General features: G+C 39.5%; 21 protein-coding genes and 1 pseudogene. 1 reads left to right on the top strand and 21 read right to left on the bottom strand.

Annotated elements, in window-relative coordinates:
• Positions 1 to 20 precede the first annotated feature (20 nt).
• The 8 genes from ACQKMR_RS07025 to pruA all read right to left on the bottom strand — a co-directional run bounded on the left by ACQKMR_RS07025 (position 21) and on the right by pruA (position 11,062).
• A complete protein-coding gene (locus ACQKMR_RS07025) occupies positions 21 to 1,196 on the bottom strand; it encodes a M20 family metallopeptidase (RefSeq protein WP_427696646.1) in 1,176 nt (391 codons plus the stop codon).
• A 412-nt stretch (positions 1,197 to 1,608) separates the two neighbouring features.
• A complete protein-coding gene (locus ACQKMR_RS07020) occupies positions 1,609 to 3,231 on the bottom strand; it encodes an amidohydrolase (RefSeq protein ID WP_427696645.1) in 1,623 nt (540 codons plus the stop codon).
• 176 nt (positions 3,232 to 3,407) lie between these two features.
• Positions 3,408 to 4,733, bottom strand: a complete 1,326-nt coding sequence (gene brnQ, locus ACQKMR_RS07015) for a branched-chain amino acid transport system II carrier protein (RefSeq protein ID WP_427696644.1) — start codon at positions 4,731 to 4,733, stop codon at positions 3,408 to 3,410.
• A gap of 303 nt (positions 4,734 to 5,036) precedes the next feature.
• Entirely contained in the window at positions 5,037 to 6,407 is a 1,371-nt protein-coding gene (locus ACQKMR_RS07010) for a sigma-54 interaction domain-containing protein (protein ID WP_427696643.1), read from the bottom strand.
• A 315-nt stretch (positions 6,408 to 6,722) separates the two neighbouring features.
• Positions 6,723 to 6,977, bottom strand: a complete 255-nt coding sequence (locus ACQKMR_RS07005) for a hypothetical protein (protein WP_427696642.1) — start codon at positions 6,975 to 6,977, stop codon at positions 6,723 to 6,725.
• A gap of 37 nt (positions 6,978 to 7,014) precedes the next feature.
• Positions 7,015 to 8,280, bottom strand: a complete 1,266-nt coding sequence (locus tag ACQKMR_RS07000; protein WP_098373605.1) for a Glu/Leu/Phe/Val family dehydrogenase — start codon at positions 8,278 to 8,280, stop codon at positions 7,015 to 7,017.
• 22 nt (positions 8,281 to 8,302) lie between these two features.
• A complete protein-coding gene (locus tag ACQKMR_RS06995) occupies positions 8,303 to 9,496 on the bottom strand; it encodes an ornithine--oxo-acid transaminase (protein ID WP_427696641.1) in 1,194 nt (397 codons plus the stop codon).
• 18 nt (positions 9,497 to 9,514) lie between these two features.
• On the bottom strand, positions 9,515 to 11,062 hold the full coding sequence (gene pruA / locus ACQKMR_RS06990; protein WP_427696640.1) for an L-glutamate gamma-semialdehyde dehydrogenase: 1,548 nt from the start codon (positions 11,060 to 11,062) through the stop codon (positions 9,515 to 9,517).
• A 382-nt stretch (positions 11,063 to 11,444) separates the two neighbouring features.
• On the opposite strand from pruA, the gene ACQKMR_RS06985 reads away from it, so the two are divergent.
• Positions 11,445 to 12,860, top strand: a complete 1,416-nt coding sequence (locus ACQKMR_RS06985) for a sigma-54 interaction domain-containing protein (RefSeq protein WP_427696639.1) — start codon at positions 11,445 to 11,447, stop codon at positions 12,858 to 12,860.
• 376 nt (positions 12,861 to 13,236) lie between these two features.
• Here the strand turns inward: ACQKMR_RS06985 and ACQKMR_RS06980 are convergent, their stop codons facing one another.
• The 13 genes and pseudogenes from ACQKMR_RS06980 to ACQKMR_RS06920 all read right to left on the bottom strand — a co-directional run bounded on the left by ACQKMR_RS06980 (position 13,237) and on the right by ACQKMR_RS06920 (position 25,539).
• Positions 13,237 to 13,923 (bottom strand): FMN-dependent NADH-azoreductase, encoded by a 687-nt coding sequence (locus ACQKMR_RS06980; RefSeq protein WP_427696638.1) that lies wholly within the window; start codon positions 13,921 to 13,923, stop codon positions 13,237 to 13,239.
• Positions 13,924 to 13,973: 50 nt separating this feature from the next.
• Complete coding sequence (locus ACQKMR_RS06975) at positions 13,974 to 14,819, bottom strand: VOC family protein (RefSeq protein WP_427696807.1); 846 nt, start codon at positions 14,817 to 14,819, stop codon at positions 13,974 to 13,976.
• 7 nt (positions 14,820 to 14,826) lie between these two features.
• Positions 14,827 to 15,231: a DoxX family protein gene (locus tag ACQKMR_RS06970; RefSeq protein WP_427696637.1), complete on the bottom strand. Its 405-nt coding sequence runs from the start codon at positions 15,229 to 15,231 to the stop codon at positions 14,827 to 14,829.
• A 346-nt stretch (positions 15,232 to 15,577) separates the two neighbouring features.
• Complete coding sequence (locus ACQKMR_RS06965) at positions 15,578 to 16,828, bottom strand: ABC transporter permease (protein WP_427696636.1); 1,251 nt, start codon at positions 16,826 to 16,828, stop codon at positions 15,578 to 15,580.
• Positions 16,821 to 17,720: an ABC transporter ATP-binding protein gene (locus tag ACQKMR_RS06960; RefSeq protein WP_427696635.1), complete on the bottom strand. Its 900-nt coding sequence runs from the start codon at positions 17,718 to 17,720 to the stop codon at positions 16,821 to 16,823. Before ACQKMR_RS06960 ends, ACQKMR_RS06965 begins: the two co-directional genes overlap by 8 nt.
• A 345-nt stretch (positions 17,721 to 18,065) precedes the next feature.
• Complete coding sequence (locus tag ACQKMR_RS06955; RefSeq protein WP_427696634.1) at positions 18,066 to 18,887, bottom strand: nicotianamine synthase family protein; 822 nt, start codon at positions 18,885 to 18,887, stop codon at positions 18,066 to 18,068.
• Positions 18,865 to 20,198 (bottom strand): annotated as a pseudogene (locus tag ACQKMR_RS06950) (MATE family efflux transporter). Before ACQKMR_RS06950 ends, ACQKMR_RS06955 begins: the two are co-directional and overlap by 23 nt.
• 99 nt (positions 20,199 to 20,297) lie before the next feature.
• Positions 20,298 to 21,062, bottom strand: coding sequence for an ABC transporter ATP-binding protein (locus ACQKMR_RS06945; RefSeq protein ID WP_427696633.1), 765 nt, complete (start codon positions 21,060 to 21,062; stop codon positions 20,298 to 20,300).
• Positions 21,059 to 21,859: an ABC transporter ATP-binding protein gene (locus ACQKMR_RS06940; protein WP_427696632.1), complete on the bottom strand. Its 801-nt coding sequence runs from the start codon at positions 21,857 to 21,859 to the stop codon at positions 21,059 to 21,061. The genes ACQKMR_RS06945 and ACQKMR_RS06940 overlap by 4 nt, the downstream gene beginning before the upstream one ends.
• On the bottom strand, positions 21,856 to 22,632 hold the full coding sequence (gene nikC, locus ACQKMR_RS06935) for a nickel transporter permease (RefSeq protein WP_427696806.1): 777 nt from the start codon (positions 22,630 to 22,632) through the stop codon (positions 21,856 to 21,858). The genes ACQKMR_RS06940 and nikC overlap by 4 nt, the downstream gene beginning before the upstream one ends.
• Positions 22,633 to 22,694: 62 nt before the next feature.
• Complete coding sequence (nikB, locus tag ACQKMR_RS06930) at positions 22,695 to 23,639, bottom strand: nickel ABC transporter permease (RefSeq protein ID WP_427696631.1); 945 nt, start codon at positions 23,637 to 23,639, stop codon at positions 22,695 to 22,697.
• Positions 23,640 to 25,169: a nickel ABC transporter substrate-binding protein gene (gene nikA, locus ACQKMR_RS06925; protein WP_427696630.1), complete on the bottom strand. Its 1,530-nt coding sequence runs from the start codon at positions 25,167 to 25,169 to the stop codon at positions 23,640 to 23,642. It abuts the gene before it with no gap.
• Positions 25,170 to 25,296: 127 nt separating this feature from the next.
• Complete coding sequence (locus tag ACQKMR_RS06920; protein ID WP_427696629.1) at positions 25,297 to 25,539, bottom strand: hypothetical protein; 243 nt, start codon at positions 25,537 to 25,539, stop codon at positions 25,297 to 25,299.
• Between the last annotated feature and the right edge of the window lie 2 nt (positions 25,540 to 25,541).

Genomic DNA, 25,541 nt, shown 5'->3' with positions numbered 1-25,541 from the left:
ATTATCAATCTCCGAATTCTTTATAGTAAAAATTTAAATACAGCGTTAGTAAAAATTTTTACGCCATATTCCATTGCGTCTTCATCAAAAGTAAATCGAGGATGATGGTGGGGATATACGATTCCTTTTTCCTTATTGCCTGCACCGATTATGAAATATGAGCTGGGTGCTTTCTGTTGAAAAGCAGAGAAATCTTCTGCAGCCATTTGTGGTTTAGGAAAGTCAATCGCTTCATCACCATAGATTTCGCGAACCGTATCTTCAATAACCTTCGTCACTTCATCATTGTTTATGACTGGACGATATCCGCATAGATATTCAAATTCATAGGATGCCCCATGTGCTTCTGTAATTCCTTTCAAGACTCTTTCCATAAGTACTGGCATGGAGTCACGGAATTTCAAGTCAAAACTGCGAACCGTTCCGCTAATCTCTACGGAGTTGGCAATTACATTTGCCGCCTCTCCCCCGACAAACTTTCCGATAGAAAGAACCAAGTTGTCCAGAGGATCTGTGTTGCGCGAAACAATATGTTGAAGATTTGTGACCACTTGTGCACCGATAGCGATACTGTCAATTGTTTCATGCGGCGCAGAACCATGCCCCCCTTTTCCTTTAATCGTAATATGGAAGCCGTCAGGAGCCGCCATCGCCGGACCATATAAAATGCCAATCTTCCCAAATTCAAGTGTTGATATAAGATGGGCTGCAATAACATAATCCACACCATCCATCACGCCCGCATCAACCATTTCCTGAGCTCCGCCAGGGAAGTATTCTTCTGCATGTTGAAAAAAGAAGCGTACTTCTCCTTTAATATGATCTTTCATTCCAGAGAGAATCTTAGCCGTGCCAAGCAGCATAGCCGTATGACCATCATGGCCACAAGCATGCATGACCCCTGGAGTTTGAGAAATAAAATTGAAAGAATTCTCTTCCTCAATCGGCAGCGCATCCATGTCTGCACGGATGCCCAATGTTTTTCCCGGTTGTGAGCCAATCAAGCGGGCCATTACACTATATTCCGTAGGACGCGTTACTTCTAGGTTTCCAAATGATTCTAGTGTTTCGTAAACAAATTGCGAGGTCTTCGCTTCATGATAAGACAATTCTGGATACTGATGAAAGTGACGTCTCCAGTTGATCACGTCTTCCCTTACACCTTCTATTGCGGAATTTAACGTTAAAGTGGACATATCAATACCTCCTCAAAAAATGAAAAAACTAGGTAAATAGAAACTATGATTGAATACCTTATAAAACTTAAAAAGCAATTTGTGTGCCAATTATTAATTTTCTGTTAATATTCTGTTTGTAATTTAGTTTTCAAATTAATATTCCCTAAACTTATCAAGATTTTTAACCCAACTTTTTTTCATTTTTAACAACTTCTTATAAATTTGTTATTCAGGGCAACATCCATAACATGCTTTAAATCAAAAAAGGAGTGAAATTTTTTACCCTTACCGTAAAAATTTTTTTACACTTTATTTAGAACAGAAGCTTTATGTCTTCTATGCCACGACACACACAGGATAGGATCATCTACTTAACTGAAATAAAAGGGGACGAAAAGGGAAGTATCCCCCCTTTTCGTCCCCTTTTATATTATTTAGTTAAGGCCTTTTCTTTTTGAAAAACCAATTGACCACCCATATAGGTTTCTTCTACTTTAATTCTATCTATTTCCTCTGGGCTAATATTCAAAATATCTTGGTCTAGCACAATAAAATCTGCATGATAACCAGGTGTAAGTTGCCCAACGTTTGGAATCCGTGTGATTTCTTGAGCGGCTCGGGTGTAAAGCGTAATAGCCGTTGGTACGTCTATACGTTGGTCCTGCCCTGTATCCGTACCATCATATGCAATACGTGTGACAGCTGCCTTAATTCCTACAAACGGATTGACTGGATCAACCCATGCCGTTGCTGGTGCATCAGATGAGAATGCTATCTTAATACCTGCCTCTAACATGGATTGAATTGGATAGGTTTGCTTCGTACGTTCTGCACCTAAGTTATTAAGGTAACTCTCGATTTCAGCGTATAAAAAGATTGGTTGGGGAACAAAAGCAATTCCCGCTTCAGCTGCCCTTTGAAGAGCTTGCTTTGTAGGCATGGCCGCATGTTCAATTCTTATGGATGGTCCATCAGTGATCCACCCCTTCTTGCCGTAAAAAGTATTCACAATTAAATCAATTGCTTGCTCACCCATTGCGTGTATGACCAGTTGAATATTGTTTTTCTCGGCTGCTTCAGCTGCACTTATTAACTCTTCCTTAGAGGTCATTTGAATGCCATAGTTCTCTCCTTCTCCTAAAAATGGAGGATTGATCCACGCTGTTTGACCGGATACACTGCCATCTGAGAATAGTTTAACCCCTCCAATATGATTTTGGAGTTTTCTATTTGTTTTGTCCTTATCTAATATCGGGTCATTCTTCATATCTTCCCAAATATAGTACAGCACTGTGCGTTGCTTGAGGCCCTTTTCGTGTGCTGCATTATACATTTCTAAGTAATCTCTCGGTTGGGTTCTTGCTAAAAGTTCAGTAATCGCAGTAATTCCATGTGAAAGCAATTTTGGACTTAGTTCCACAAGAGCATCTGTTTCTTCATCAAATGTTTGAACCGGCATCACTTTATTGACCAGTTCTTTGGCATTTTCTCGTAAAACGCCAGTTGGCTCACCCTCTGAATCTCTATCAATTTTCCCTCCATCTGGATCTGGAGTGTCTCTAGTAATTCCGGCCAATTCCAATGCCTTGCTATTCACCACAACAATATGGCCGCATGTTCGAGTTATAATAACTGGGGCACCATTTGAGGCTTTATCTAAATCCCAGCGTGAAGGTGAACGTCCTTCCGTTAATTTCCCTTCATCATATCCCCAGCTTTCAATCCAATCCTCAGAATTCTGAGATTCACGCTGTTTACGAACCTCTTTTATCAAATCTTCAATCGATTCAACGACTGGCGGCATACATGGGATTTGCTTGGAAGCCTTAGCTAGAAATAAGGGATGCAGATGCGCATCAATTAAACCTGGGAGTACCCGTCGCCCTTGAAGATCTACACGCTCTCCATTCATTCCATCAGTTTCTGGATGTTCTCCAACCCATGCAATGCGTCCATCGCGAACAACCATAGCGCTCGCATAGGGCTGTTCCAAATTTGATGTAAATATTTTCCCGTTAACATAAATAATTTCGTTATTTTTATCCGTATTCATACTTTCTCTCTCCCTTAAAATTTGAGTTTTTCTACAAGTAGAAAATCCACTTATTAATTTTCATTTTTCTGTTTATTCATAACAGTTTTATATTCAACGCAATTTTCATAACAACTTTTAAATTTCGTTCTATTTCTATCAGCATGCTTAAAGAGAATTAAAAGCTCAGGCTGCTGCTATTCGATAGAGCTCGAAGGGATTTCATGAACCTGCTTTTTAGAAGTTCGTTTATGAATAAGCGTCCCTCCAATGAAACCTATTACAGCTGGAATGAGCCACGCAAACCCATATGAACTGAATGGAATTATGGAAATAATTTCGTTCATAAATTCGATGTTGATACCAATACTTCCCAATGTTTCAACTAGACTGATAATAAATGTTAATATAATTGATCCCTTATAGGCTCCTGCGTTTGGTATATATTTACGGAATACACCGAGTAGGACGATGACAATTGAAACAGGATAAATCCCCATGAATAGCGGCACGGAGTAGGCGATTATCTTTTCAACACCCAGTACCCCCATTAAAACACCTACGACACTAACCACGAGTACCCAATTGCGATAACTCACTTTCTGGTTCGTCAGCCCACTAAGAAAGTCCGCTATCGATGCAGTAATACCAATTGAGGTAGTGAGACAAGCTAAAGAAACCGCTATAGCTAATGCAATCGTACCGTAGTCTCCGAGAAGGTTATAAACCAGCCCTGTTACGAGCTGCGAGCTCTCCATATCCTTCGGGAATAGACCACTTCCAGTGGCACCAATATACAGCAACCCACCATAAATAATGAGTAAACCAATACCAGCGACTATTGTTCCATTCAGCACTATTTTCTTCATTTTAGAAGGTTCGGTATACCCTTTAGCTGCAATTGAGCCAATGAATACCGAGGCACAAAGAAGGCCCGTAAAAACGTCGCCCGTCTGGTAAGCGCTAAAAAAGGAATGGGAAAATGGATTGGAAAGCTCCGTTTTTATAGGGGCACCAATAGGATCGAATGTACCTTTGATGACGATAAAGAGAAGAATGGCAAACAATGCCGGCGTTAGCACTTGTCCCACTTTATCAATTAGATTGGATCGATCACTTGCAAAATAAAAATTCAATGCAAAAAAAACAATCATTGTTAGGAAAGATGGGACATGGGGGAATAAAGTATGAACTCCCATCTCATGAGTGGTTGCAGCCGTCCGGGGCACAGTAACGAGCATCGCAATCCCTATCATGACAACAAGATTAAATAACTTATAAAACCAAGGACTAATCGGCCTTGTCAGTTCTTCAAACTTCCCATTTGAATTTAATACCGCAACAACTCCCAATATGGGAAGTACGACTCCTGTTAGAGTGAAACCTACCAACGCTGGTAGCCAATCCGCTCCAGACACGAGTCCGATTGACGGAGGAAAAATCAGGTTACCTGCCCCAAAAAATACGGCAAATAAAGCAAAACCAAAAATAAGGCTGTCTCGTAATATCTTGTTTGTATTCATTTCACACCTCTTTTTTCAAATTTTCACTCACTGAAACCGATTAATAGATTGCATCGTTTTTTATAATAGGTTTCTTTTTTTTACGCCCTTTATTTTATCTAAGCAATTTACGTGCCAGTTTTAACAATATTTTAATAATTATTAATATTATTTCAATAATTCTCTATTTACTAAGCGTTACCATCGACAAAAGGGTCACCATTCTATAATCCATCCAGAATGGTGACCCTTTTGTATTGTATTAAATTTCCATATCCATTGAAGAAGGAGTAAAAATTTTCACTCCCTATGGTAAAGTTTTTTTTACCTCAGTTTATGCTTTTCCATTTTATATTTTAATAATTGTTTCGATATCCCCAACTGTCTGGCAGATTCCGCAATTTTCCCGTTTGTTTTGGTTAATTGGTGAACAATAATCTCTTTTTCAAATTCCTGAACCGCATCTTTTAAAGAATCTACATTCATATTTTTAAGATCAGCTTTTGGAGCTTCTACATAATCTTTAATTCTGCTAGGAATATCATCCAATGTGATTTGATTAGAACTAACGTGATTATAGGCCGTTTCTACAGCGTTCTTTAACTCTCTGATATTCCCGGGCCATGGGTATCTTCTAAAGCACTCTAGTACTTCCCTTTGAACACGATCTATATATATATTCATGGTATTATTGTAAAAATTCAGATAATGTTCAACAAGCACTTCTATATCTTCTTTTCTTTCCATTAAGCTTGGCAGGTCAACCTGCACAACACCTATTCTATAAAATAAATCCTCTCGCAACCGTTTCTCAGCAAGTAAAATGTCTGGGACCTCATTAGTTGCTGAAATTACCCTTATGTCCAACCGGATATTTTTTTTCCCGCCTAATCTCCTGATTGTTTTTTCTTCAATAGCTTTTAGCAGCTTCACCTGAAGGTTGATATCTAAGGAATTAATTTCATCTAAGAATAATGTTCCACCTTCAGCTTGTTCGAATAAACCCGGCATGTCTTCCGACCCAGTAAAGCTCCCTTTATTCGTGCCAAACAAGGTACTTTCCCATAAGCTGGCGGGAACTGCACTACAGTTAAGTGAAATAAAAGGCTTTCCAAATCGATCACTTAAATTATGAATGGCCTGGGCAATAAGTTCTTTCCCTGTACCAGTTTCCCCAACAATTAGAACATTTGAGTTTGTTAGAGCAATTCTTCTAAGTTTATCTTTAATACTTTCCATTTTAGGGTTAACCGTGATAATATCATCAACTGTATAGACTGTATTATTCTTTCTGAAAATCTTATGGCTCGAATATTTATCCAAATATTGAATAGCATCCTTCGAAAAGTAGCGCTTAGAGAATTCTACTGCCCCAATAATTTTATCGTTTTCCGCAATTGGGTATGTGGAATTGATGGTTTCAATAACCTCTCCCGTTTTGGTGATCATCTCTTGCTTAATATTACATAATGGTTTCCCGGTTTTTATCACATTCATCAATGTACTATTTTCGTTCGTAATGTTTTTATAAAATGAAGTTACATTTTTCCCCATGAACTCTTCAGGCCGTATTCCAAGTTCTTTAAGAACATTTAAATCTGCCATATCATGAAAAATAATCATCCCTTTGTCATCGACGACCAAAACATTATCAAAATCTGATAATTGACTAAATATATCTAAATTCTTATTCACCCTTCCAGCCTCCTATCCAACTTAAAATATTTCATAGCCTAACAGTCCCTGATGATTAGTCACACCACTACGTCTTGCTTCTTTTGGAACTGCGTGGCTTACTCATGAGAATATTCGGGAGCCTTGAAAAAGCTACTAGGGTGCAAAAGTCTAATCATTCTGATATTTTACCATGAAACAAAGTGCTTTTCCTTAGTAAACGTGCTTTAGGTATTCTCTATATCCAATATAACTATGATAGTTGTTTGAAAAACAAAAAAAGAGCATCCCAAAAGTCGAATTGCCTACACCTTTGGAACACTCTCTTTTCTATTATTAATCAGAGCCTGTTATAACAAAATCGTCTTGGAGCAAAGCTAAAGGAAGCTTTCTATTAATAGGATCCCCTGCCGAAACATTAATTTCAGTAATGTGACCACTGGCACCTATTGAAACATCAATCAATTTTCCATCTTCCGTTTTCACTAAAAAGAGCCTCTCCCATTCATAAACATAGGAATTCTTTTGAACGTAAACTTGTTCGATGGTCCCATTCTGAGCACACTCGATGGTATGAATCGGTTTTAACACGGAATCACTCCTCCACTCTCCATTATTTGACTAAAGCTTATACCCAGCCACGGAATATTGAGGCTTCTGCCATTTTTCTGACACCCACCATATACGCTGCCAGCCTCATATCCACTTTTCTTGTCTCGGACATTTCATATACTTGATTAAATGAATTGACCAATAACTCTTTTAATTTGGTTTGGACTTCAGCATCTTCCCAATAATAACCTTGATTATTTTGAACCCATTCAAAGTAAGAAACTGTCACACCGCCTGAACTTGCCAATACATCAGGTACGAGAAGCACATTGCGTTCCGTCAAGATCTTAGTTGCCTCCAATGTGGTAGGTCCATTCGCTGCCTCCACGACAATTTGGGCTTTGATAAGATGTGCATTTTCTTTGGTGATTTGATTGGAAATGGCAGCAGGCACTAAAATATCACAATCTTGTTCCAGAAGTTCCTGATTGGTGATTGTATTATCGAATAGTGTCGTTACCGTTCCAAAGCTATCCCTTTTATCAAGTAAGTAATCGATATCCAGACCATCCTGGTTATAAATGGCACCATATGCGTCCGATATGCCAATCACTTTCGCACCTGCATCATGCATGAATTTGGCCAAAAAGCTTCCTGCGTTCCCAAACCCTTGAACGATGATGCGTGCACCTTTCAATTCTATGCCCTTACGCTTTGCCGCTTCCTCGATACAGATGGTGACACCTTGTGCAGTCGCCTTTTCCCTACCGTGTGAACCGCCCAGTACCAGTGGCTTACCTGTAATGAAACCAGGAGAATCGTGTTCTCTTATTCTACTGTACTCGTCCATCATCCATGCCATGATTTGTGAATTCGTATAAACATCCGGGGCCGGAATATCTTTTGTCGGCCCCACTATTTGGCTGATTGCCCGAACGTATCCACGGCTAAGCCTTTCCAATTCACCGATGGACATTTGGCGCGGATCACAGATGATGCCGCCTTTTCCTCCGCCATATGGCAGATTCACGATTCCGCATTTCAAACTCATCCACATTGAAAGTGCCTTGACTTCTTCCTCATCGACTTCGGGATGAAAACGGATTCCACCTTTCGTCGGACCGACAGCATCGTTGTGCTGGGCACGGTATCCAGTGAAAATCTTCGTCGTATTGTCATCCATCTTAATCGGAATCCGGACGGTCAGCATCCGAAGAGGTTCCTTCAAAAGCTCGAACACTTCTTCAGAATAGCCAAGTTTATCAAGCGCCTCCTTGATTACGACCTGTGTTGAATCAAGCAAGCTGGCAGTTTCTTTTTCTTCTTTGACAGTTGTACTCAATGGAATTCACCTCATAGGTATATTAGGATAAAACTCTTTTAATGCGTTCGATTGCCCAATCCAAGTCTTCTTTAGTAATCACTAATGGCGGAGCAAAACGGATAACTGTATCATGTGTTTCTTTACATAGCAGTTTTTCTTCTTTAAGCTGCTCACAATAAGGTCTTGCTGCTTCTGTTAATTCGACTCCGATGAATAAGCCTCTGCCGCGGATATCTTTAATCATTGGATTCTTGATTTCTTTTAAACTATCCATAAAGTATTGTCCAAGCTCCAATGAACGTTCCGCAAGCTTCTCTTCTTCAAGAACTTCCAATGAAGCGATGGAAACCGCACATGCCAATGGATTGCCGCCGAATGTAGAACCATGGGAACCAGGATTGAATACGCCAAGGATTTCACGGTTTGCAGCTACGCAAGAGATTGGAAATACTCCACCACCAAGGGCTTTTCCTAAAATATACATATCAGGAATCACTTCATCCCAATCGGAGGCAAACATTTTACCTGAACGGCCAAGTCCTGATTGAATTTCATCGGAAACGAATAGGACATTATTTTCTTTACATAAGTCGTAAGCTTCTTTTAAGAATCCTTGTGGCGGTATGATGATTCCCGCTTCACCTTGAATCGGTTCGATTAAAAATCCAGCCGTTTGCGGTGTAATCGCTTCTTTCAATGCATCAAGATCGCCATAAGGGATAAGCTTGATCCCTGGTAGCATCGGTCCAAAGCCCCTTCTATATTCCTCATCGGATGACAGGGACACCGCTGCCATTGTACGGCCATGGAAGTTCCCGACACAAGCAATGATTTCAGCTTGGTTTTCTGCGATTCCCTTAACATCATAACCCCAGCGTCTAACAGCCTTGATTGCTGTTTCAACAGCTTCAGCACCCGTATTCATAGGCAGTGCCATGTCTTTTTGCGTAATGCGAGAAACCATTTCATACCATGGGCCCAATTTATCACTATGGAATGCACGGGACGTTAATGTTACGCGATCAGCTTGTTTTTTTAATTCGTCGATGATTTTCGGATGCCTGTGGCCTTGGTTCACTGCTGAATAGGCACTAAGCATATCCATATATTTGTTGCCTTCAGGATCTTCCACCCAAACTCCTTCAGCCTTCGAAATGACGATTGGAAGTGGATTATAATTGTTTGCACCATATTGTTCTGTTTGCTCGATTAATTTATCCGTTAATGTTGTCATGTTGATTCCCCCTAAAATTTATAGCGTTTCAGATGTTGTTTTTCCTTGAAGATGAAGAACTAAATAATCAGGACCGCCCGCTTTTGAATCTGTACCTGACATATTGAATCCGCCAAATGGCTGGTATCCTACAATGGCACCAGTACAGCCGCGATTGAAATACAAGTTACCTACGTGGAAATCCTCACGCGCTTGTTCAATATGTTCAATATTGTTCGAGATGACCGCACCCGTTAATCCATAATCCGTGTTATTGGCAATCTCGATTGCATGATTGAAATCTTTTGCCTTACAGAATGCAACCACTGGTCCGAAAATCTCTTCTTTCATGACACGAGCATTTTCATCCACATCAGCAATAATTGTTGGTTGGATAAAGAAACCTTTTGAATTGTCTCCTTCTCCCCCTGCAACAAGTTTCCCTTCTTGTTTACCGATTTCAACGTAGCTCATGACTTTGTCGTAAGCTGCTTGATCGATAACCGGACCCATGAAATTGTTTACATCCGTTGGTTCTCCAACTGTTTTTTCTTTTGTTAATTCAATTACACGATTTAATACTTGATCATACACATCTTCCACAACGACTGTACGTGAACATGCAGAACATTTTTGACCTGAGAATCCGAATGCAGAAGCGACGATGGATTGTGCTGCAAGTTCTAAATCTGCCTCTTTATCAACAACGATCGTATCTTTACCGCCCATTTCAGCGATGACACGTTTCAACCAAATTTGGCCTTCGTTAACTTTTGACGCACGCTCATAAATACGGATTCCAACATCACGAGATCCAGTAAAGCTGATGAACCGCGTACGAGGATGATCCACCAAGTAATCGCCTACTTCAGCACCGCTTCCTGGAATGAAGTTCACAACTCCTGCAGGTAAGCCGGCTTCTTCTAGCACTTCGATAAATTTAGCCGCAATGACCGGTGTTGTACTTGCCGGTTTCAATAAAACGGTATTTCCTGAAACAAGAGCCGCTGTCGTCATACCTGCCATAATCGCAAAAGGGAAATTCCAAGGTGAGATGATGACACCTACACCAAGTGGAACATAACTAAATGTATTGTGTTCAATTGGGCGGCTTTCCACTGGCATACCGTCTTTAAGCTTTAACATTTGACGTGCATAGTATTCCATAAAGTCGATTGCTTCCGCTGTATCAGCATCCGCTTCATTCCAAGGCTTCCCTGCTTCTTTAACCAATAGAGCTGAGAAGTAGTGTTTTCTTCTCCGAACAATGGCTGCTGCTCTGAATAATATATTTGCACGCATTTCTGCTTTTGTTTTTCTCCAAGTTTGGAATGTCTTATCTGCCGCTTGCATAGCTTGCTCTGCAAGGTCTTTGTTTGCCTTTGACACAATCCCGATAACTTCTTTTTTATCTGCTGGGTTTACAGAGGTAATGACTTCATCTGTAAAGATTTTTTCACCGTTAATAACTAATGGATATTTATTTCCTAAATCCTTTGCTACATCATTCAAAGCAACCTGAAAGGCTTTATTGTTTGCTTCATTATTAAAATCAGTAAATGGTTCGTGTTTGTATGGTTGGACCATTATGTCTCATCTCCCTAAAATTTATGTTTTTACTTCTCTCTTTATAACTAGCAAGTTCCGTGCCAACTTTTCAACTTTTTCGAAAAATATAGACTTTCCCAAGGGAAATGCAAAGAAATTTAGCACTTTTGGCAAAATGTAAGCAAATTGTGCCATTATTTTTTGCTATAATTCTTAATTTGTGGCTTGAATGCTATAGTTTTTATTAATGCAAGATTTGTGCCAACTTGTTTTTTCACGAAAAACAAGGAATTTTTATCTTTTGCGCAAAAAAAGTTTGCACTTTAATGCAAAATAATCTTGCTGTGCAAATTTTTATTGCGCCTTTTCTACAAATCCTCTACAATAATCTCTAAGAAATGAATAATAGTAGGAGGTAATAATGAATTTAGATCAAATCATAAAAATAGAAGGTTTTCAATCCATCCTATATTCACTCGTAGATGTAATTGATATTGGGATACATATAATAGATACAGAAGGTCTAACCATTGTTTATAACAAAAAAATGGCTGAAATTGAAGGAATGGATTCAGAAGATGTATTAGGGAAAAAGATTCCAGATATTTTTAAGTTCCAGGAGGAAACAGAGAGTACGCTAATACGGGCTCTTCATTCCGGCAAAGCAACTGAAAACTCTAAACAGACCTACTTTAATAATCTCGGACAGGAAATTACAACAATCAATAATACGTTTCCGATTTTAGATCAGCAGCAAAATATTATCGGTGCTATTGAAGTAGCAAAGGATATAACAAATCTTGAAAGAATTATTAAAGATAATATTTTAAACAAGGGCGATACCAAATATACGTTTGACAGCATCATTGGAACTAGTGAGAATTTCTTAGACGTAATTGAAAAGAGCAAGCGTTCCACAAGAACCACATCCTCCATCCTAATAGTCGGAGAAACAGGTACCGGAAAAGAACTCTTTGCCCAAAGTATCCATAATGGAAGTAACCGTTCGACACATCCTTTTATTAGTCAAAACTGTGCTGCACTGCCAGATAGTTTAATTGAGGGAATTCTCTTTGGAACGAAGAAAGGGGCTTTCACAGGATCCATTGAAAGGCCTGGGTTATTTGAACAGGCACAAGGCGGAACCATCCTTCTTGATGAAATCAATTCTTTAAACCCGAATTTGCAAGCAAAATTATTACGGGCCCTTCAAGAAAGAACGATTCGCCGAGTAGGAGATACAAAAGACAAAAAAATTGATGTTCGAGTCATTGCAACGATAAATGAAGATCCAATAGATGCGATTTCAAATGATCATTTACGAAAGGATCTATATTATCGATTAAGCGTTGTATCCTTATTTATCCCTCCACTTCGTGAGCGGAAAGAAGATATACCTTTGCTGGCGCAATCCTTTATTGAAAAGTTCAATGCGTTGTTTGAATTGGATATTGAAGGAATCAGCGATGAGGTCTACTCTCTTTTTTATGATTACGAATGGCCAGGAAATGTAAGAGAACTTGAGCATATTATTGAAGGGGCTATGAATTTACTAGAACCTGGGGATACAAAAATTGAGATCCCGCACCTTCCAACTTTATTTAAAAAGAAAGCACATATAGAAGAAACTCAACTGGATATAAAAAATGACCTTCTTCAAAATGAAGAATTACAAGACACAACCATGTCTCTTGATGATTATATTGCTAATACAGAAAAGATTTATTTGGAGAAAATATTAAAGGAACACGGCATGAATATCTCACAAGCAGCTAAAGCCTTGAATATAAGTCGTCAAAGTCTTCAATACCGCTTGAAAAAGCATCAGGTTAAATAACATCATTCCCGCACAAAGAAGGCCCCCATTGATATGGAGGGCCTTTTGTTTATCGACAAAAGGGAGTTTGGAATGGTCACATCCCGAACCGTGATTTAAAAAAATGGTTTAATTCTGCTTTATGGAATCCTAAATGGATGGAAGAAATTTGCGACACTCCTGCCGAATAACTGGCTAGCCGAGACCCCACAGACGCTTGCGGCGAGGAGGCTTGGCAGACAGTCGGCGGAAAGGGAGCGGATTTCTGAAATCAACTGAAACGTTTTTCAATAAAAAAACTGCAGGCAAACTCGCTTTCTACGAATTTGTCTACAGTCTGAAGGCCCCGATTGATAGTGATGGCCTTCCTTTGCCTGCTATTCTTTTCACTTCACAATCAGAATGTTTCAGCTGCTTTTGCAACGTTCTCTAAACCATCTGCAATGATTTTTTGTGTGCGATCTGGATACTGATTATGTCCTTCAATAACCACTTCTTCAGGATTTTTGATGCCCCATAGGCTAATAATGGTTTTTACTAAGTTTACAGCCATTTCAGCAGAAGCCATTCCTTCTAAGGCATAATCTGAGCCACGAGCGTTTAATAGCATGACTTTTTTATCACCAGCATATCCAACAGGACCTTCCGCTGTATAATTAAACATTTTACCAGCTTGAGCCAAATAAGAAAGGTACGTGATTAGCGGAGCAGGTACCGTTGAATTCCATAAAGGAAAAGCAAATACTACTTTATCCACGGCAAGGAACTGATTCAAATATTGATCAACTAAACTAGCTGCTTTTTCTTCTTCAGGTGTCAGTTCAAAACCTTGGTTTCGTTTATACATCCCAGTTATCGCTGTATTACCATAGTACGGTAGCTCTTCTTTAAATAAATCTAACTCAATCACTTCATCCGTACCATTCGCTTCTTTGTAAGTTTTTAAAAATGTATCATACATTTTTGGGCTTACTGCCTGGTCTGCTGGTCGATCGTTCGCTTTGATAAATAATACTTTTGTCATTTTTTTATTCTCCTCTGTACTTGTATCTTTATTTCCAAATAACTTACTAAAAAATCCCATTTTTCTCACCAATACTTTCTGAATATACTATAGTTTCAACCCGAAAGGCTTTAGATAACTAAATGAATCTCATTTCCTGACGGATCTGTGATGACATAAAAATCGTCTTCCCTTGTAGCTTCTGCACCGATTTTGTTTAGTTGTTCAATCACTTTGTTTCTCGCTTCATCATCTGTAAAAACAAGTGAATACCAGTTGAGTCCTACACTGTTTTTCCTTGGGGCAGGAGCGCCAACGCCATTCCATGTGTTTAATCCGATATGATGATGATATCCGCCGGTTGAAGTAAAGAGAGCTCCTCCGAATCGATTCACAATAGTAAACCCAAGACCCAACATGTAAAATTCTTCTGTTTTTTGTAGATCTGCTACATGTAAATGAATGTGTCCCATTAACGTACCAGCAGGCAGTCCGCTCCACTTGGCGTCACTTTCTGCCAGAAGGCTGTTTCCATCTAACGGATCCGTTCCCATCGCAACTTCCCCATTTGCCCATGTCCAGTCAGAAGATGGACGGTCCCAGTAGACTTCAATGCCATTTCCATCCGGATCAGTGATGTACAGCGCTTCACTTACATCGTGATCCGAAGCTCCAAACCGGTATTCTGTATGAAGTAAATGGCGTAAAAAGATCGACAAGTCAGCACGGGTTGGCAGCAAAAGCGCAAAGTGATATAAGCCTGTTGTTCTTCCTTCTTTTGGAATTACATCAACGGGCTGCTCAAGTGTAAGCAACGGGGTTTTACCGTCTGTTGTTAAAACAGCTTTGCGATCCGTTTTTTTCAATAATTGGAGACCTATGATATCTTGATAAAATGTGATGGCATTATCCAAATGCATGACATTAATACTAACTTCCCTTACAAACGTAACGGGCTTTTGATGAAATTCCCCCATCATATTGTTACTTCCCTTCTTTATTAAAGAGTTTATTATCTAAAGAAAAAATAGAGCGGTTTGCACATGCCAGATAAACGGACATAGCAAGCAGTGCTAAGTCCAGCTCATATCCTGCCGATTGTCCATTGCCGAGAAATCCAGCAGGTAATTTAGCCGTGAAAATGGCACCCAGCAAAATAACGGCAAACAAGATAGAAACGATTCGTGTTCCAAAGCCCACTATTACTGCAAGGCCTCCGACTAATTCGATAAATGCTACCACATAAGCCATGAACCCAGGAATTCCGAGGCTATCAAAGAAGCCTGCCGTGTTACCTATTCCACCTTGAAACTTTGAAACTCCGTGAATGAAAAAAGTAAGACCTAAAATGATACGTAAAAAAACTTGACCAGCTTCATTTCTATTCATGTTATTTATTCTCCTCTTTTTGTTGGTTACTTTATGTAAGTAATTATATTTTCATAAGCTTATAATGTCAAGTAAGTTTTATAGATTTACTTACGCTTAACAAATCCCCCTATGTATCGTTCGGTAAATCGAATGAAATTCGAAGGACTATCTTCTCTAGAACAGCTGAATTAGTTGGGATCTTATTGGCGATAATAAGTGTCAGTACATTTGAAGGAATAGTAGAAGTAAATGGAACCTATTCCTTATAAAAAGTAGGGTTTTTAGGCGCTAAACTCATAAATCCTGAAAAAAATAAAAAAACCTGAATCCCTCTAAAAAGAAGTGAAGGATCCAGGTTTCCATGTTAATTTCTCTTTGATAATTGCAATGCATTTTTGATGCTTTTTAGTGATTTTGAGCTTCCATACATCAGGACTCCACCACGATAGATTTTCGCTCCGATAATACCAAGTAAAACAATTGTTAAAATCAATACAGCAATGCTTATTGCGATTTCCCAGAAAGGGACATCAAGCATGCCTACGCGCAAGAACATGATCATTGGTGTGAAAAATGGAATGAAAGATGTAATCGTGATATAACTGGCTGAGGGATTCCCTAGTCCAAACATCGCAATCATAAAAGCAACGACAACTAACATGGTCATCGGTGAAATCATTTGCTGAACATCTTCAATTTTGCTGACAACGGACCCAAGGCAAGCCGCAAGTGTCGCGTACAGAAGATAACCAAGCAATGCGAAGATGATCGCATAAATGATCGTTGAGATATTGATGTTGCCGAAACCAAAAAACGCGAAAAATCCTTCATTCATGCCTGTCAAGCTTTGCTTAATTGATAAATAACCCAATCCAAAAAATAAAATCATTTGTGTAAGACTAAGCAAAGCTACCCCCATTATTTTGGCAAACATCTGCGTGACCGGCGGGACACTTGAAATCAGGATTTCCATGACTCGTGATGTTTTTTCAGTAGCTACTTCCATTGCAATCATCGTTGCATACATCAACACACCGAAGTAAATGACGAATAAGAGCACATACACAAGACCGCGAGCTTGATTGAGGTCTTCTTCTGTTTTTGCATTTTTTTGAAGTGCAATCGTTTCAAAGGCTGGCGGCGTATTCAATTGAGTGATTTGCTGCTCTGTCAATTTCAATTCTTTCGCTGCTATTTGGCTTTTCAATTGGGTAAGTGCGAGAAGCAAATCATTACTTACAGTTGAATCTGAAATTTGATTCGCTTTATACGTTCCTTTGATGCCTAGGCTGTCATCCTTTTCGATTAATAAATACCCAACGATTTTTTCTGCGCTAACCATTTCCTCCGCTTCCTTTTCATCCTGAGCGGATATTATCGAGAGCTCATCGTTCACACCTGCTACCGCATTTTTATAAGAATCAAATAAGCTATCTTCAGTCTGATCAATAATGGCGACCTTTTCCTGATCATCACTATCGAATGTATCAATAAGCTTCGAAATATTCGTAAGAACAAGAATCAAGGCCATCATAATGATTGTAGAAATGATAAAGGATTTCGTTTTTAATTTTGATAGATATGTATGGGAAAGAACAATCCAAAATTTATTCATAGACTGCACCTACTTTTTCAATGAAAATATCCGTCAGCGATGGTTCTTCCAATTCAAACTTTCGGACAAACCCTCTTGGAACAAGATCACGAATCATGTTCTCGGCTACATCTTCACCAGTGACTTGAAGGATTTTCCCTTCCATCGTGTTCTTAACTTTTGTTACACCTGAATAAGAATCCAGGAAAGATAAATCAAAATCAGCTTTAATTGACACATTCTTTTTACCAAAAGAACGCTTAATTTCTTTTAATTTCCCAGCCACAACAGGGGAACCTTTATGCATGATGCAAAGATGCTCACACATCTCTTCAACATGCTCCATACGATGGCTTGAAAAAACAATCGTCGTGCCGCCGTCCCTCAAGTCGATTACCGCTTTCTTCAGCATTTCCACATTAACAGGATCTAGTCCGCTAAAGGGCTCGTCAAGAATAAGCAATTCCGGTTTATGAATCATGGAAGCGATCAACTGGATTTTTTGCTGATTTCCCTTTGAAAGCTCTTCAACTCGCTTATCGATGTACTCAGGCACCTTAAAACGGTCAAGCCAATATTCTAACTCTTTTAATGCATCTCCTTTTCTCATGCCTCTTAATCTAGCTAAATATACAATTTGATCGCGCACCTTCAGTTTTGGATATAGTCCGCGTTCCTCAGGAAGATAACCAATTAATGAACTGGTCGTATAATCGATTTTCTTACCATCCCAAAATATTTCTCCTTCGGTTGGGTCAAGCAAGCCAAGTATCATACGAAACGTAGTTGTTTTCCCTGCACCATTCCCACCTAGAAAACCAAACATTTCTTTCTCAGGGATGGTGAAATTCAGATTATTAACTGCTGTGAAATCTCCAAATTTCTTTGTGATTTCTTTGATTTGTAAAGCCAATGTACAACCTCCTATCACATAATTCTTAATCTATGTTAACGGAAAACTTTACCAAATTCAACTATCATTGAGGACCAATAACACCTCTCCACTACTATTATATTTGTAATAATATGCAAGTTATCACAAATAAAGTCCCAATACTTAACCTCAAAAGCCTGCCACAAAGACGCCTATTTAACGCCTCCCGTATGTTCAATACCCAAATTTTATTTTTCTGTGAATCTTAAGAAAAAAACCCCTTCCCTCTTCTTGGTACAGAGTGTGGCAAATGATAATGACTTTTAGTTTTATAACTTACTCATATAAAAAAACGAATTGCCGAAGCAACTCGTTTGATGGGTTTTATTGTTTGTATGTGTAAAATATTGTTGAATTAATGATGAAAGAATCTGCAATAGTTCTGCCGACTTCTTCACATGCCACTTTGTGAAACTTTGTTGCATCGACTGGTTCATATAATAATTGATGAATGCCATCCACCGACCGAATTGCCACTATAGCCTTTGGATTCGTCTCGAATATTTGTTTTAAAATATCTTCTTTATTAGGAACAAGGCTGGCAATCCAGATTAGATCATACTCACTATAATCATGTAGGGCACCATCTTTTAAAATATAGTCTGTGTTCCTATCGGTATATAAATCTTGTATGAAACACTGGCCAAATGTATAAGCCTGCTTATCAATATCGAGACAGGTTATTTTTGCACCCAATTCTTTTTTTAGCAGGAAAGGACTTAAAGGTAAAGGGCCCGCTCCAATAAATGCGATCGAATGAAAATCGTTTTTCACTTTTTTAAGTTCATGTATTTCTGTATTGATCAGTTCTTTGTAGTTATCCCAATACATAAATGAACGAAAGTCATCTAAAGAATTCACCTTGCCAATAAATAATTTAGCATAGTAATTCTCCATTAAGGTTTCTGCAATCGTCAGCTTTTCAAGCATGGTTCCCCTAATTGATTTAATCTCCCTATTATTAAGAATATCTTCTGCTATGGATTGATCTATTGGTTTAGAAAGAATGGAAACTAGTTCAGATAAAACGTGATTAATTATCTCATTATTTGGTGATAAATCTTGCTCTGCTAGTAAGATCTTATATGTTTCTATATATGTATTAATGATTTTTTCTTGTTTTCTAGCTAATTCGATTGTCTTCATGTCTAACACTCCTCTTAGGAAATAATTTATGACTTAGCTGTGGTATATACAGTGCTAAAAATACTGAACGCCCTAAGCTAAATACAGTAAAGGCCAACCATAACGCATGGTTTTGAAACGAAGGCACAAAGATATAAAAGGTTATTAAAAAAACAATTAAGGAGTAAATCATTGAGTTCCGAATAGGAGCTGCTTCTGTAGCCCCTGTAAAAACACCGTAGAAAACGATGCCTACACTTGCCGAAAGAGGAAACAAATTAAGCCAGATTCCATAATCATTTGCCAAATCAATGACACTTGGTATACGTGTAAATAGTGAAATGATGTAATCACTAAATAGATAGTAACTGACAGCAATCAATAGAGAGGATAGGCAGCCCCACTGCCACGACAACATAAGGGTCTTCTTATACAAGTGCTTATCCTTCGAACCAATGGCTTTTCCAACAAGAATGCTAGATGCATTTGCGAACCCGTCAAAGAAGTAAGCCATTATATAGTGAATTTGAGGACGGCATTGGCTGCCAATATCTCCGTTCCATATGACGCGCCCTTCGCCGTAAAAATATTAAAAACAGTTAGCAGACAGAGCGTTCTGATAAATAAGTCTCGATTCACCGACATCATTTTTTTAAAAGAAAACGGGTCGATCATCTCTTTTAAAGGAGGCATTTTAAATCGAAAGGGTGACGCTTTCCAAATAATAAATATCCCAATGAAAAAGGCTGTTACCTCTGATATAAGAGTCGCTATAGCTACTCCAGATACACCCCATGCAAAAACATGGACAAACAACAAATCAAGAACAATATTCATGAGATTCATAAACACTTGTAGCACTAACGAAACCTTTATTTTGGACATCCCCATTAGCCATCCTAAGATGACGTAATTCATCAAAGTAAATGGAATTCCCCATATTCGAATGCTGAAGTAGTCAGAGGCATATAAGTGAACGTCAGCATCCGGATTTATCAAGGTTAAGGACACCTGTTCAATTGGACCTTGAAGCAGAATAAAAATTATCCCTACCGCAATCGCTAATAACAACGGCCTTATAAAGGCTAACATTCCTTGCTGTTCATTCTTTGCCCCAAGTGCTTGTGCCGCAAATCCAGATGTACTCACTCGCAAAAAGCCGAGCAGCCAATACATGGTATTAAAAATTATCGTACCTACAGCTACGCCACCCAAATAAGCAGGATTGGGTAACTGGCCCACTACTGCCGTGTCCACCGCAGCTATTAAAGGTGTCGTTATCGTCGAAATGGTCAGAGGAACGGCTAAGGCTAGATATGATCGATGATTCACCGTACTTCCCCCTTATGGTTTAAATTCTTTTCTGTCATTAATCAAAATCATTACGATTTATATTTTAAACAGATAGAGCGGTTCTCTTGAAGTTCTTCATCATTCAAACATTGATATTAATTCTTGTGTGTATGAATGACGGTCCATAGAAAAGAGGTTTTCCTTCTCGAATGAATCAACAATGACACCCTCTTTCATCACCATGATTTTTTGACTCATCTCATGCACAGCCGACAGGTCATGAGAAATAAAAAGATAAGATATATCCAACGTCACTCGTAGTTCATCTAACAAACGCAATAAGGCTGCTTGTGATAGCACATCAAGACTTGAAGCTGGTTCGTCTAATATAATAAGCGCTGGTTCAATACTAATAGCACGTGCAATAGTCACCCGCTGCTTCTGCCCGCCACTTAGTTCATGCGGAAATCGTTCAGCAAGCCCTATTGGAAGTTTTACAGCATCTAACAGCTGTGCGACAAAGTTTTCTTCACTTGTATACTGAAAATGTTTCAGCTTAGCCTGACTGCCATATTGCAGATAAGGATCTATTAGCGAATCCTTTATCCTTAGTCTTGGATTCAACGCTGAAGCAGGATTTTGTAAAACCGCTTGGATGTTTTTTCGGTACGGCTTTAAACTGCGCTCGCTTTTGTTTTGCAAAGGCGTGCCCTCGAACATAATACTTCCCCTATTAAAAGATTCAATCTGTAAAATGCAGCGAGCAAGTGTGCTCTTCCCGCACCCACTCTCTCCTACTAAACCTAGGCACTCTTTCCTCTCCATGCTAAAATTCACGTTCTTAAGAACTTCCACTCCGTTATCGTACGTTTTATGGACATTTTTCACTTCTAATAAACTCATCCTGACACTCCTTCAAGTGAAAATAGACTCTTGCTTCTAAGTGATGGCGATGATTGAATCATTTTATCTGTATAAGCGTGCTTCGGATGATTCAGCACCTGATTCTTATCACCGGTTTCTATTATTACTCCGTCTTTCATAACAGCAATACGGTCCGCGTATTTCTTCACATGACGCAAATCATGAGTAATGAACAAAATCGCACAGCCGGTTTCTTCTTGCAGCCGGGATAATAATTGCAAAACCTTAAAAGAAGATACACTGTCCAAGGCAGTAGTCGGTTCATCCGCTATCAATATATCTGGTTTAAGCAGCAGGGCAATCGAAATGGACACACGTTGAAGCTGCCCCCCGCTTAATTGAAACGGATATCTTCTATAGATATCTTCATCAAGGCCAACGGAAATAAGCGCTTCGACGGCTTGCTGCCGCCTTGCTTTGTTAGACAGTTTAAGGTGCGTCCGCTGATACTCATCGAAGTGTTGTCCAATGGTAAGAAACGGAGTAAATGAACCTTGGTAATCTTGAAAAATATAAGCTAGGCGCTTTCCGCGAATTTGCCGTATTTCAGAGGGAGACAGCGTTAATAAATTCTTTTCTTGATACCATATTTCTCCCTTTGCTTGGAGATTTGGCCCAAGCAACTGTCCGATTGACATTGCTGTCATGCTTTTGCCGCTACCACTTTGACCAACAAGTGCGAACCACTCTCCTTTATGAACCTCTAACGAAAGGTCTTTGACAATCTTATTTTGTTTGCCCATAACAGATAGATGATTAACGGTTAAAATACTCACGATTCCACCTCCTTTTTTACATCAAATTTATCACGCAAATAATCACCGAATAAGTTTGATAAAAGAACGACAAATCCAATAGCGAGTCCGGGATAAATCATCAGAAACAGATTGGATTGATAGTAAGGACGGGCGTCATTGAGCATTGCCCCCCATTCTGGTGCTGGAGGCTGCGCACCGAGTCCGATATAAGACAGGGAAGATATGAGCAAGATGATTTTCCCTAAATCGAGACTTGCCAGTACGAGTACATTCCCAATAAGGTGCGGTAATAAATGTTTTCGCATAATCCGAAAAGAACTAAGTCCATTGATTTTAGCTACCGTCACATAATCTTTCTGACGCTCTGTAATCACCGTACTACGCACAAGCCGAGCATAATTCACCCATTTCACTACAACAATGGCCAACAGCAGGTTCTCAATTCCCGGGCCTAATAGACCACTCAACACAATAGCTACGATTGTATCTGGAAACGATAAAAAAGCATCTGCAATCCGCATGAAAATTCGATCGATCAAACCGCCTTTGAATCCAGAAATCACCCCAAACGGGACGCCGATTATAACAGCAACAAACAAAGCTAAGAGCCCATAGCCAACCGTCAGCTTTGTACCAAGCAGCAGACGCGTTAATACGTCACGCCCTAAGTGGTCCGTGCCGAGCGGATGTTCTAAGCTTGCTGGCAATAATCTTTCAGCCAGATTGACTAGTAGCGGATCATGCTTCAGGCCAAGAAAGGTGTACGCTGCAACAGCAAACAGAAAAGCCATCGTTGTATAAACAGCGGCAGCTTTCCATCGTCTTTTGATTTGTTTTCTGATCACTAATTCCATCAACTATTATTCCTTTCCTTTAGTCTTAGCTCTGGGTTTAAATATCGGTAAGATAAATCCACTGCGCTATTTACCAGAAATACAATAATAGCCATGATCAAAATGTATCCTTGGATGACTGGGTAATCACGAGACCGAATAGAGTCAACGACCATCTTCCCAATACCAGGATAGGCGAAAATCACTTCAACTACGACGACCCCGCCGATCAAGCTGCCAAGGCTAACACCGAATACAGTAATGACCGGCGGTAAACTATAGCGAAATGCGTGGGCAAAGAAGATACGTATTTCTGAAATCCCCCTTGACCGGGCGGCTCTGATAAATTCATGACTAAGCGAGTCAATCAAACTCGAACGAAGCAAGCGGACGTATACACTTGTAATGGCAAGGCCCAAAGTAACCGACGGCAGGACCATAGAAATGAATCCGTCCCTCCCCATTGTTGGAAGTACCCCCCATCGCACCGCGAATAAATCTATCAAAAGCAGTCCCAGCCAAAAGCTAGGTATAGCTGCGCCTAATAGTGAGACTCCACGACTTATCTGGTCAATCCAACTCCCCCTATACAAAGCAGCAAGCGAGCCCAAAGGAATGGCTATACTAAGCATGACAAGTAACGCACCTATTGACAGTTCAAGTGTCGCCGGCAGACCGCTTATAATCATTTTCATCACAGGCTGATTCGTAATATAGGAATTTCCGAAATCCAATTGAACAAAGTCCGCAAACCAATGTCCATACTGCACAAGCAACGGATCATTGAACCCCAATTCTTCACGAAGCTCATTGACTTGCTCGTTTGTAATCGATACATCATCCACTTGAAGAATCGATAGTACCGGATCACCTGGAGCGAGCCGCACAAAAAGAAAGCTGATAAATGTAATAACAAGGATAAAAATCACAACTTCGATAAATCGCCGTCCTAGAATACAGAACATTTACTTAACATCCAGTTCATTCGTCAGCATGTAGTATTCACTTCGTGAAGTGATCCAGTTTTCAACTTTATCGGAGTTATAAGCAACAAGTGTGTTGGGATGTAAAATAAATGAGTTATATACTTGTTCATCCACATACATCGCAATTTCTTTAGCTAATTCTGAACGTTTTTTCTGCCCAACTGTTACGTTTAACCTATCAATAAGGGCTGTCAAATGATCGTCATCCGCACCACTGAAGTTTAAGGCGCCATTTGGATGATACGTTGCATTTAAATAGTAGCCAGCATCTCCGCGCGGTGCCGTTAAATTACTGTACGTTGTTAAATCCCAATCTCGATTGGCTGCCATATACTCTTCCGGGATTTCAATCTGTTTGATTTTCACATCAATTCCTAACTGAGCAGCATCAGATTGAAATACTTGAGCGATTAACGGTAAATCGGCACGCGAGCTGTAAGTAAGAAGCGTAAACGAAAGCGGTTTGCCATCTTTTTGCATAGCATCATGTACTTTCTTAAATCCTGCTTGTTCAAGATATTCTCTAGCCGTTTCCATTCCACTCTCTTTTTTGGGATAGTCTGGAGCAAATGAGAACGTAGATGGAAAAGGTCCTGTGGCAGCTTCTGCATGACCTTGTAAAATCGTATCCGCAATGGATGAACGATCAATCAATGCATCAATAGCCTTACGAACGTGTATATCTTGCAGCGCTTTCCGTTCTAAATTCATTGTCATTTGATGTACACGGAAAGTAGATGTGGACTCAACCGTCACCCCATCGATAGCTTCTAAATTAGCCAGGCTTTCAACTTCTGGGCGGAAGACAATATCCGCGTCTCCTGATTCAAGGGCAAGAGAGCGTGCGTTAGCATCTTCATTAAACGAAAATCTAGCTTTCTCCAGTTTCGCTGCACCACCCCAGTAAGAATCGTTCCTCTTAAGATCCACTGCAGTTCCTGGTGTGAATTTCGACACGGAAAATGGGCCTGTCCCAATTGGTTTGTTTATAAAGTCACTTTCCGTTACGTCAATAATCGATGTGTTTGGATGAACCAATTCAGAAGGAAACTCCGGAAAGGGACCTTCTGTTTTAATCATCAAGGTATTTCCTTTTGCTTCTATCGAATCAATGCGCAAGGCATTCTTAATCGCTAGACTATCTTTCATTGCCCTCTCTAAAGATGCCTTTACCGCCTCTCCATCCATAGACTTTCCGTTCTGAAAAGTTACTCCCTCTCTTAGCTTAAACTCCCAATTTTGTCCATCTTTACTATTCCAGCTTTCAGCCAGCCATGGCTCAATAGTCAGGTTCTTATCATTGAGATGTACCAAAGTTTCAGTAATTCCTGCACGCAGTGACACATAACTTGTATCAACATTAGGATCGAGCGAGCTAGTGGCAAAATTAAAAAGTAAATTCACTTCTTTTTTCTTTTTCTCTTGTTCTTTCATAGACTCAGTGGAGCAAGCAGCCAAAAGCAAGAATGATAGACATAAAATAAAAATCAATTTATATTTTATGAACATGATATATTTCCTCCATTACCTCAAGTATTTTTATTGATTACCGCAAATCGAATTGATTGCGATTTATATTCCAGCTTTACTATCATGATGAACCAGGTAACCAACTATCTGATGTTTAACCATCATTCTATGTACATGCACCGAACTCGGGATTATTTACGCATTTACGAGTATTTGCGCCAAACTCACGAGTAAATACTCCAAACTCACGAGTAAATACTCCAAACTCACGAGTAAATGCTCCAAATTCACGAGTAAATACTCCAAATTCACGTGTATTTGCGCCAAACTCACGAGTAAATCCGTCAAAGTCATGAGTAACAGCTTTAAATCTCGTGTAATAGCCCTTAATCTTGAGTAAATGGACCAAAC

Origin of the sequence: Peribacillus sp. NPDC096540, from assembly GCF_050278525.1 — a bacterium.
Classification (GTDB): Bacteria; Bacillota; Bacilli; order Bacillales; family DSM-1321; genus Peribacillus.
This window is presented reverse-complemented; position numbering and strand designations above follow the sequence as displayed.

Excerpts from the sequence above, each read along its gene's own strand:
- ACQKMR_RS06965 (WP_427696636.1), bottom strand. The coding sequence starts at position 16,828 with ATGAATAAATTTTGGATTGTTCTTTCCCATACATATCTATCAAAATTA.
- ACQKMR_RS06970 (WP_427696637.1), bottom strand. The coding sequence starts at position 15,231 with ATGAATAGAAATGAAGCTGGTCAAGTTTTTTTACGTATCATTTTAGGT.
- ACQKMR_RS06945 (WP_427696633.1), bottom strand. The coding sequence starts at position 21,062 with ATGAGTTTATTAGAAGTGAAAAATGTCCATAAAACGTACGATAACGGA.
- pruA (WP_427696640.1), bottom strand. The coding sequence starts at position 11,062 with ATGGTCCAACCATACAAACACGAACCATTTACTGATTTTAATAATGAA.
- nikC (WP_427696806.1), bottom strand. The coding sequence starts at position 22,632 with ATGGCTTTTCTGTTTGCTGTTGCAGCGTACACCTTTCTTGGCCTGAAG.
- brnQ (WP_427696644.1), bottom strand. The coding sequence starts at position 4,733 with ATGAATACAAACAAGATATTACGAGACAGCCTTATTTTTGGTTTTGCT.
- ACQKMR_RS06985 (WP_427696639.1), top strand. The coding sequence starts at position 11,445 with ATGAATTTAGATCAAATCATAAAAATAGAAGGTTTTCAATCCATCCTA.
- ACQKMR_RS06975 (WP_427696807.1), bottom strand. The coding sequence starts at position 14,819 with ATGGGGGAATTTCATCAAAAGCCCGTTACGTTTGTAAGGGAAGTTAGT.
- ACQKMR_RS07025 (WP_427696646.1), bottom strand. The coding sequence starts at position 1,196 with ATGTCCACTTTAACGTTAAATTCCGCAATAGAAGGTGTAAGGGAAGAC.
- nikB (WP_427696631.1), bottom strand. The coding sequence starts at position 23,639 with ATGTTCTGTATTCTAGGACGGCGATTTATCGAAGTTGTGATTTTTATC.
- nikA (WP_427696630.1), bottom strand. The coding sequence starts at position 25,169 with ATGTTCATAAAATATAAATTGATTTTTATTTTATGTCTATCATTCTTG.
- ACQKMR_RS07020 (WP_427696645.1), bottom strand. The coding sequence starts at position 3,231 with ATGAATACGGATAAAAATAACGAAATTATTTATGTTAACGGGAAAATA.
- ACQKMR_RS06995 (WP_427696641.1), bottom strand. The coding sequence starts at position 9,496 with ATGACAACATTAACGGATAAATTAATCGAGCAAACAGAACAATATGGT.
- ACQKMR_RS06980 (WP_427696638.1), bottom strand. The coding sequence starts at position 13,923 with ATGGGATTTTTTAGTAAGTTATTTGGAAATAAAGATACAAGTACAGAG.
- ACQKMR_RS06955 (WP_427696634.1), bottom strand. The coding sequence starts at position 18,887 with ATGAAGACAATCGAATTAGCTAGAAAACAAGAAAAAATCATTAATACA.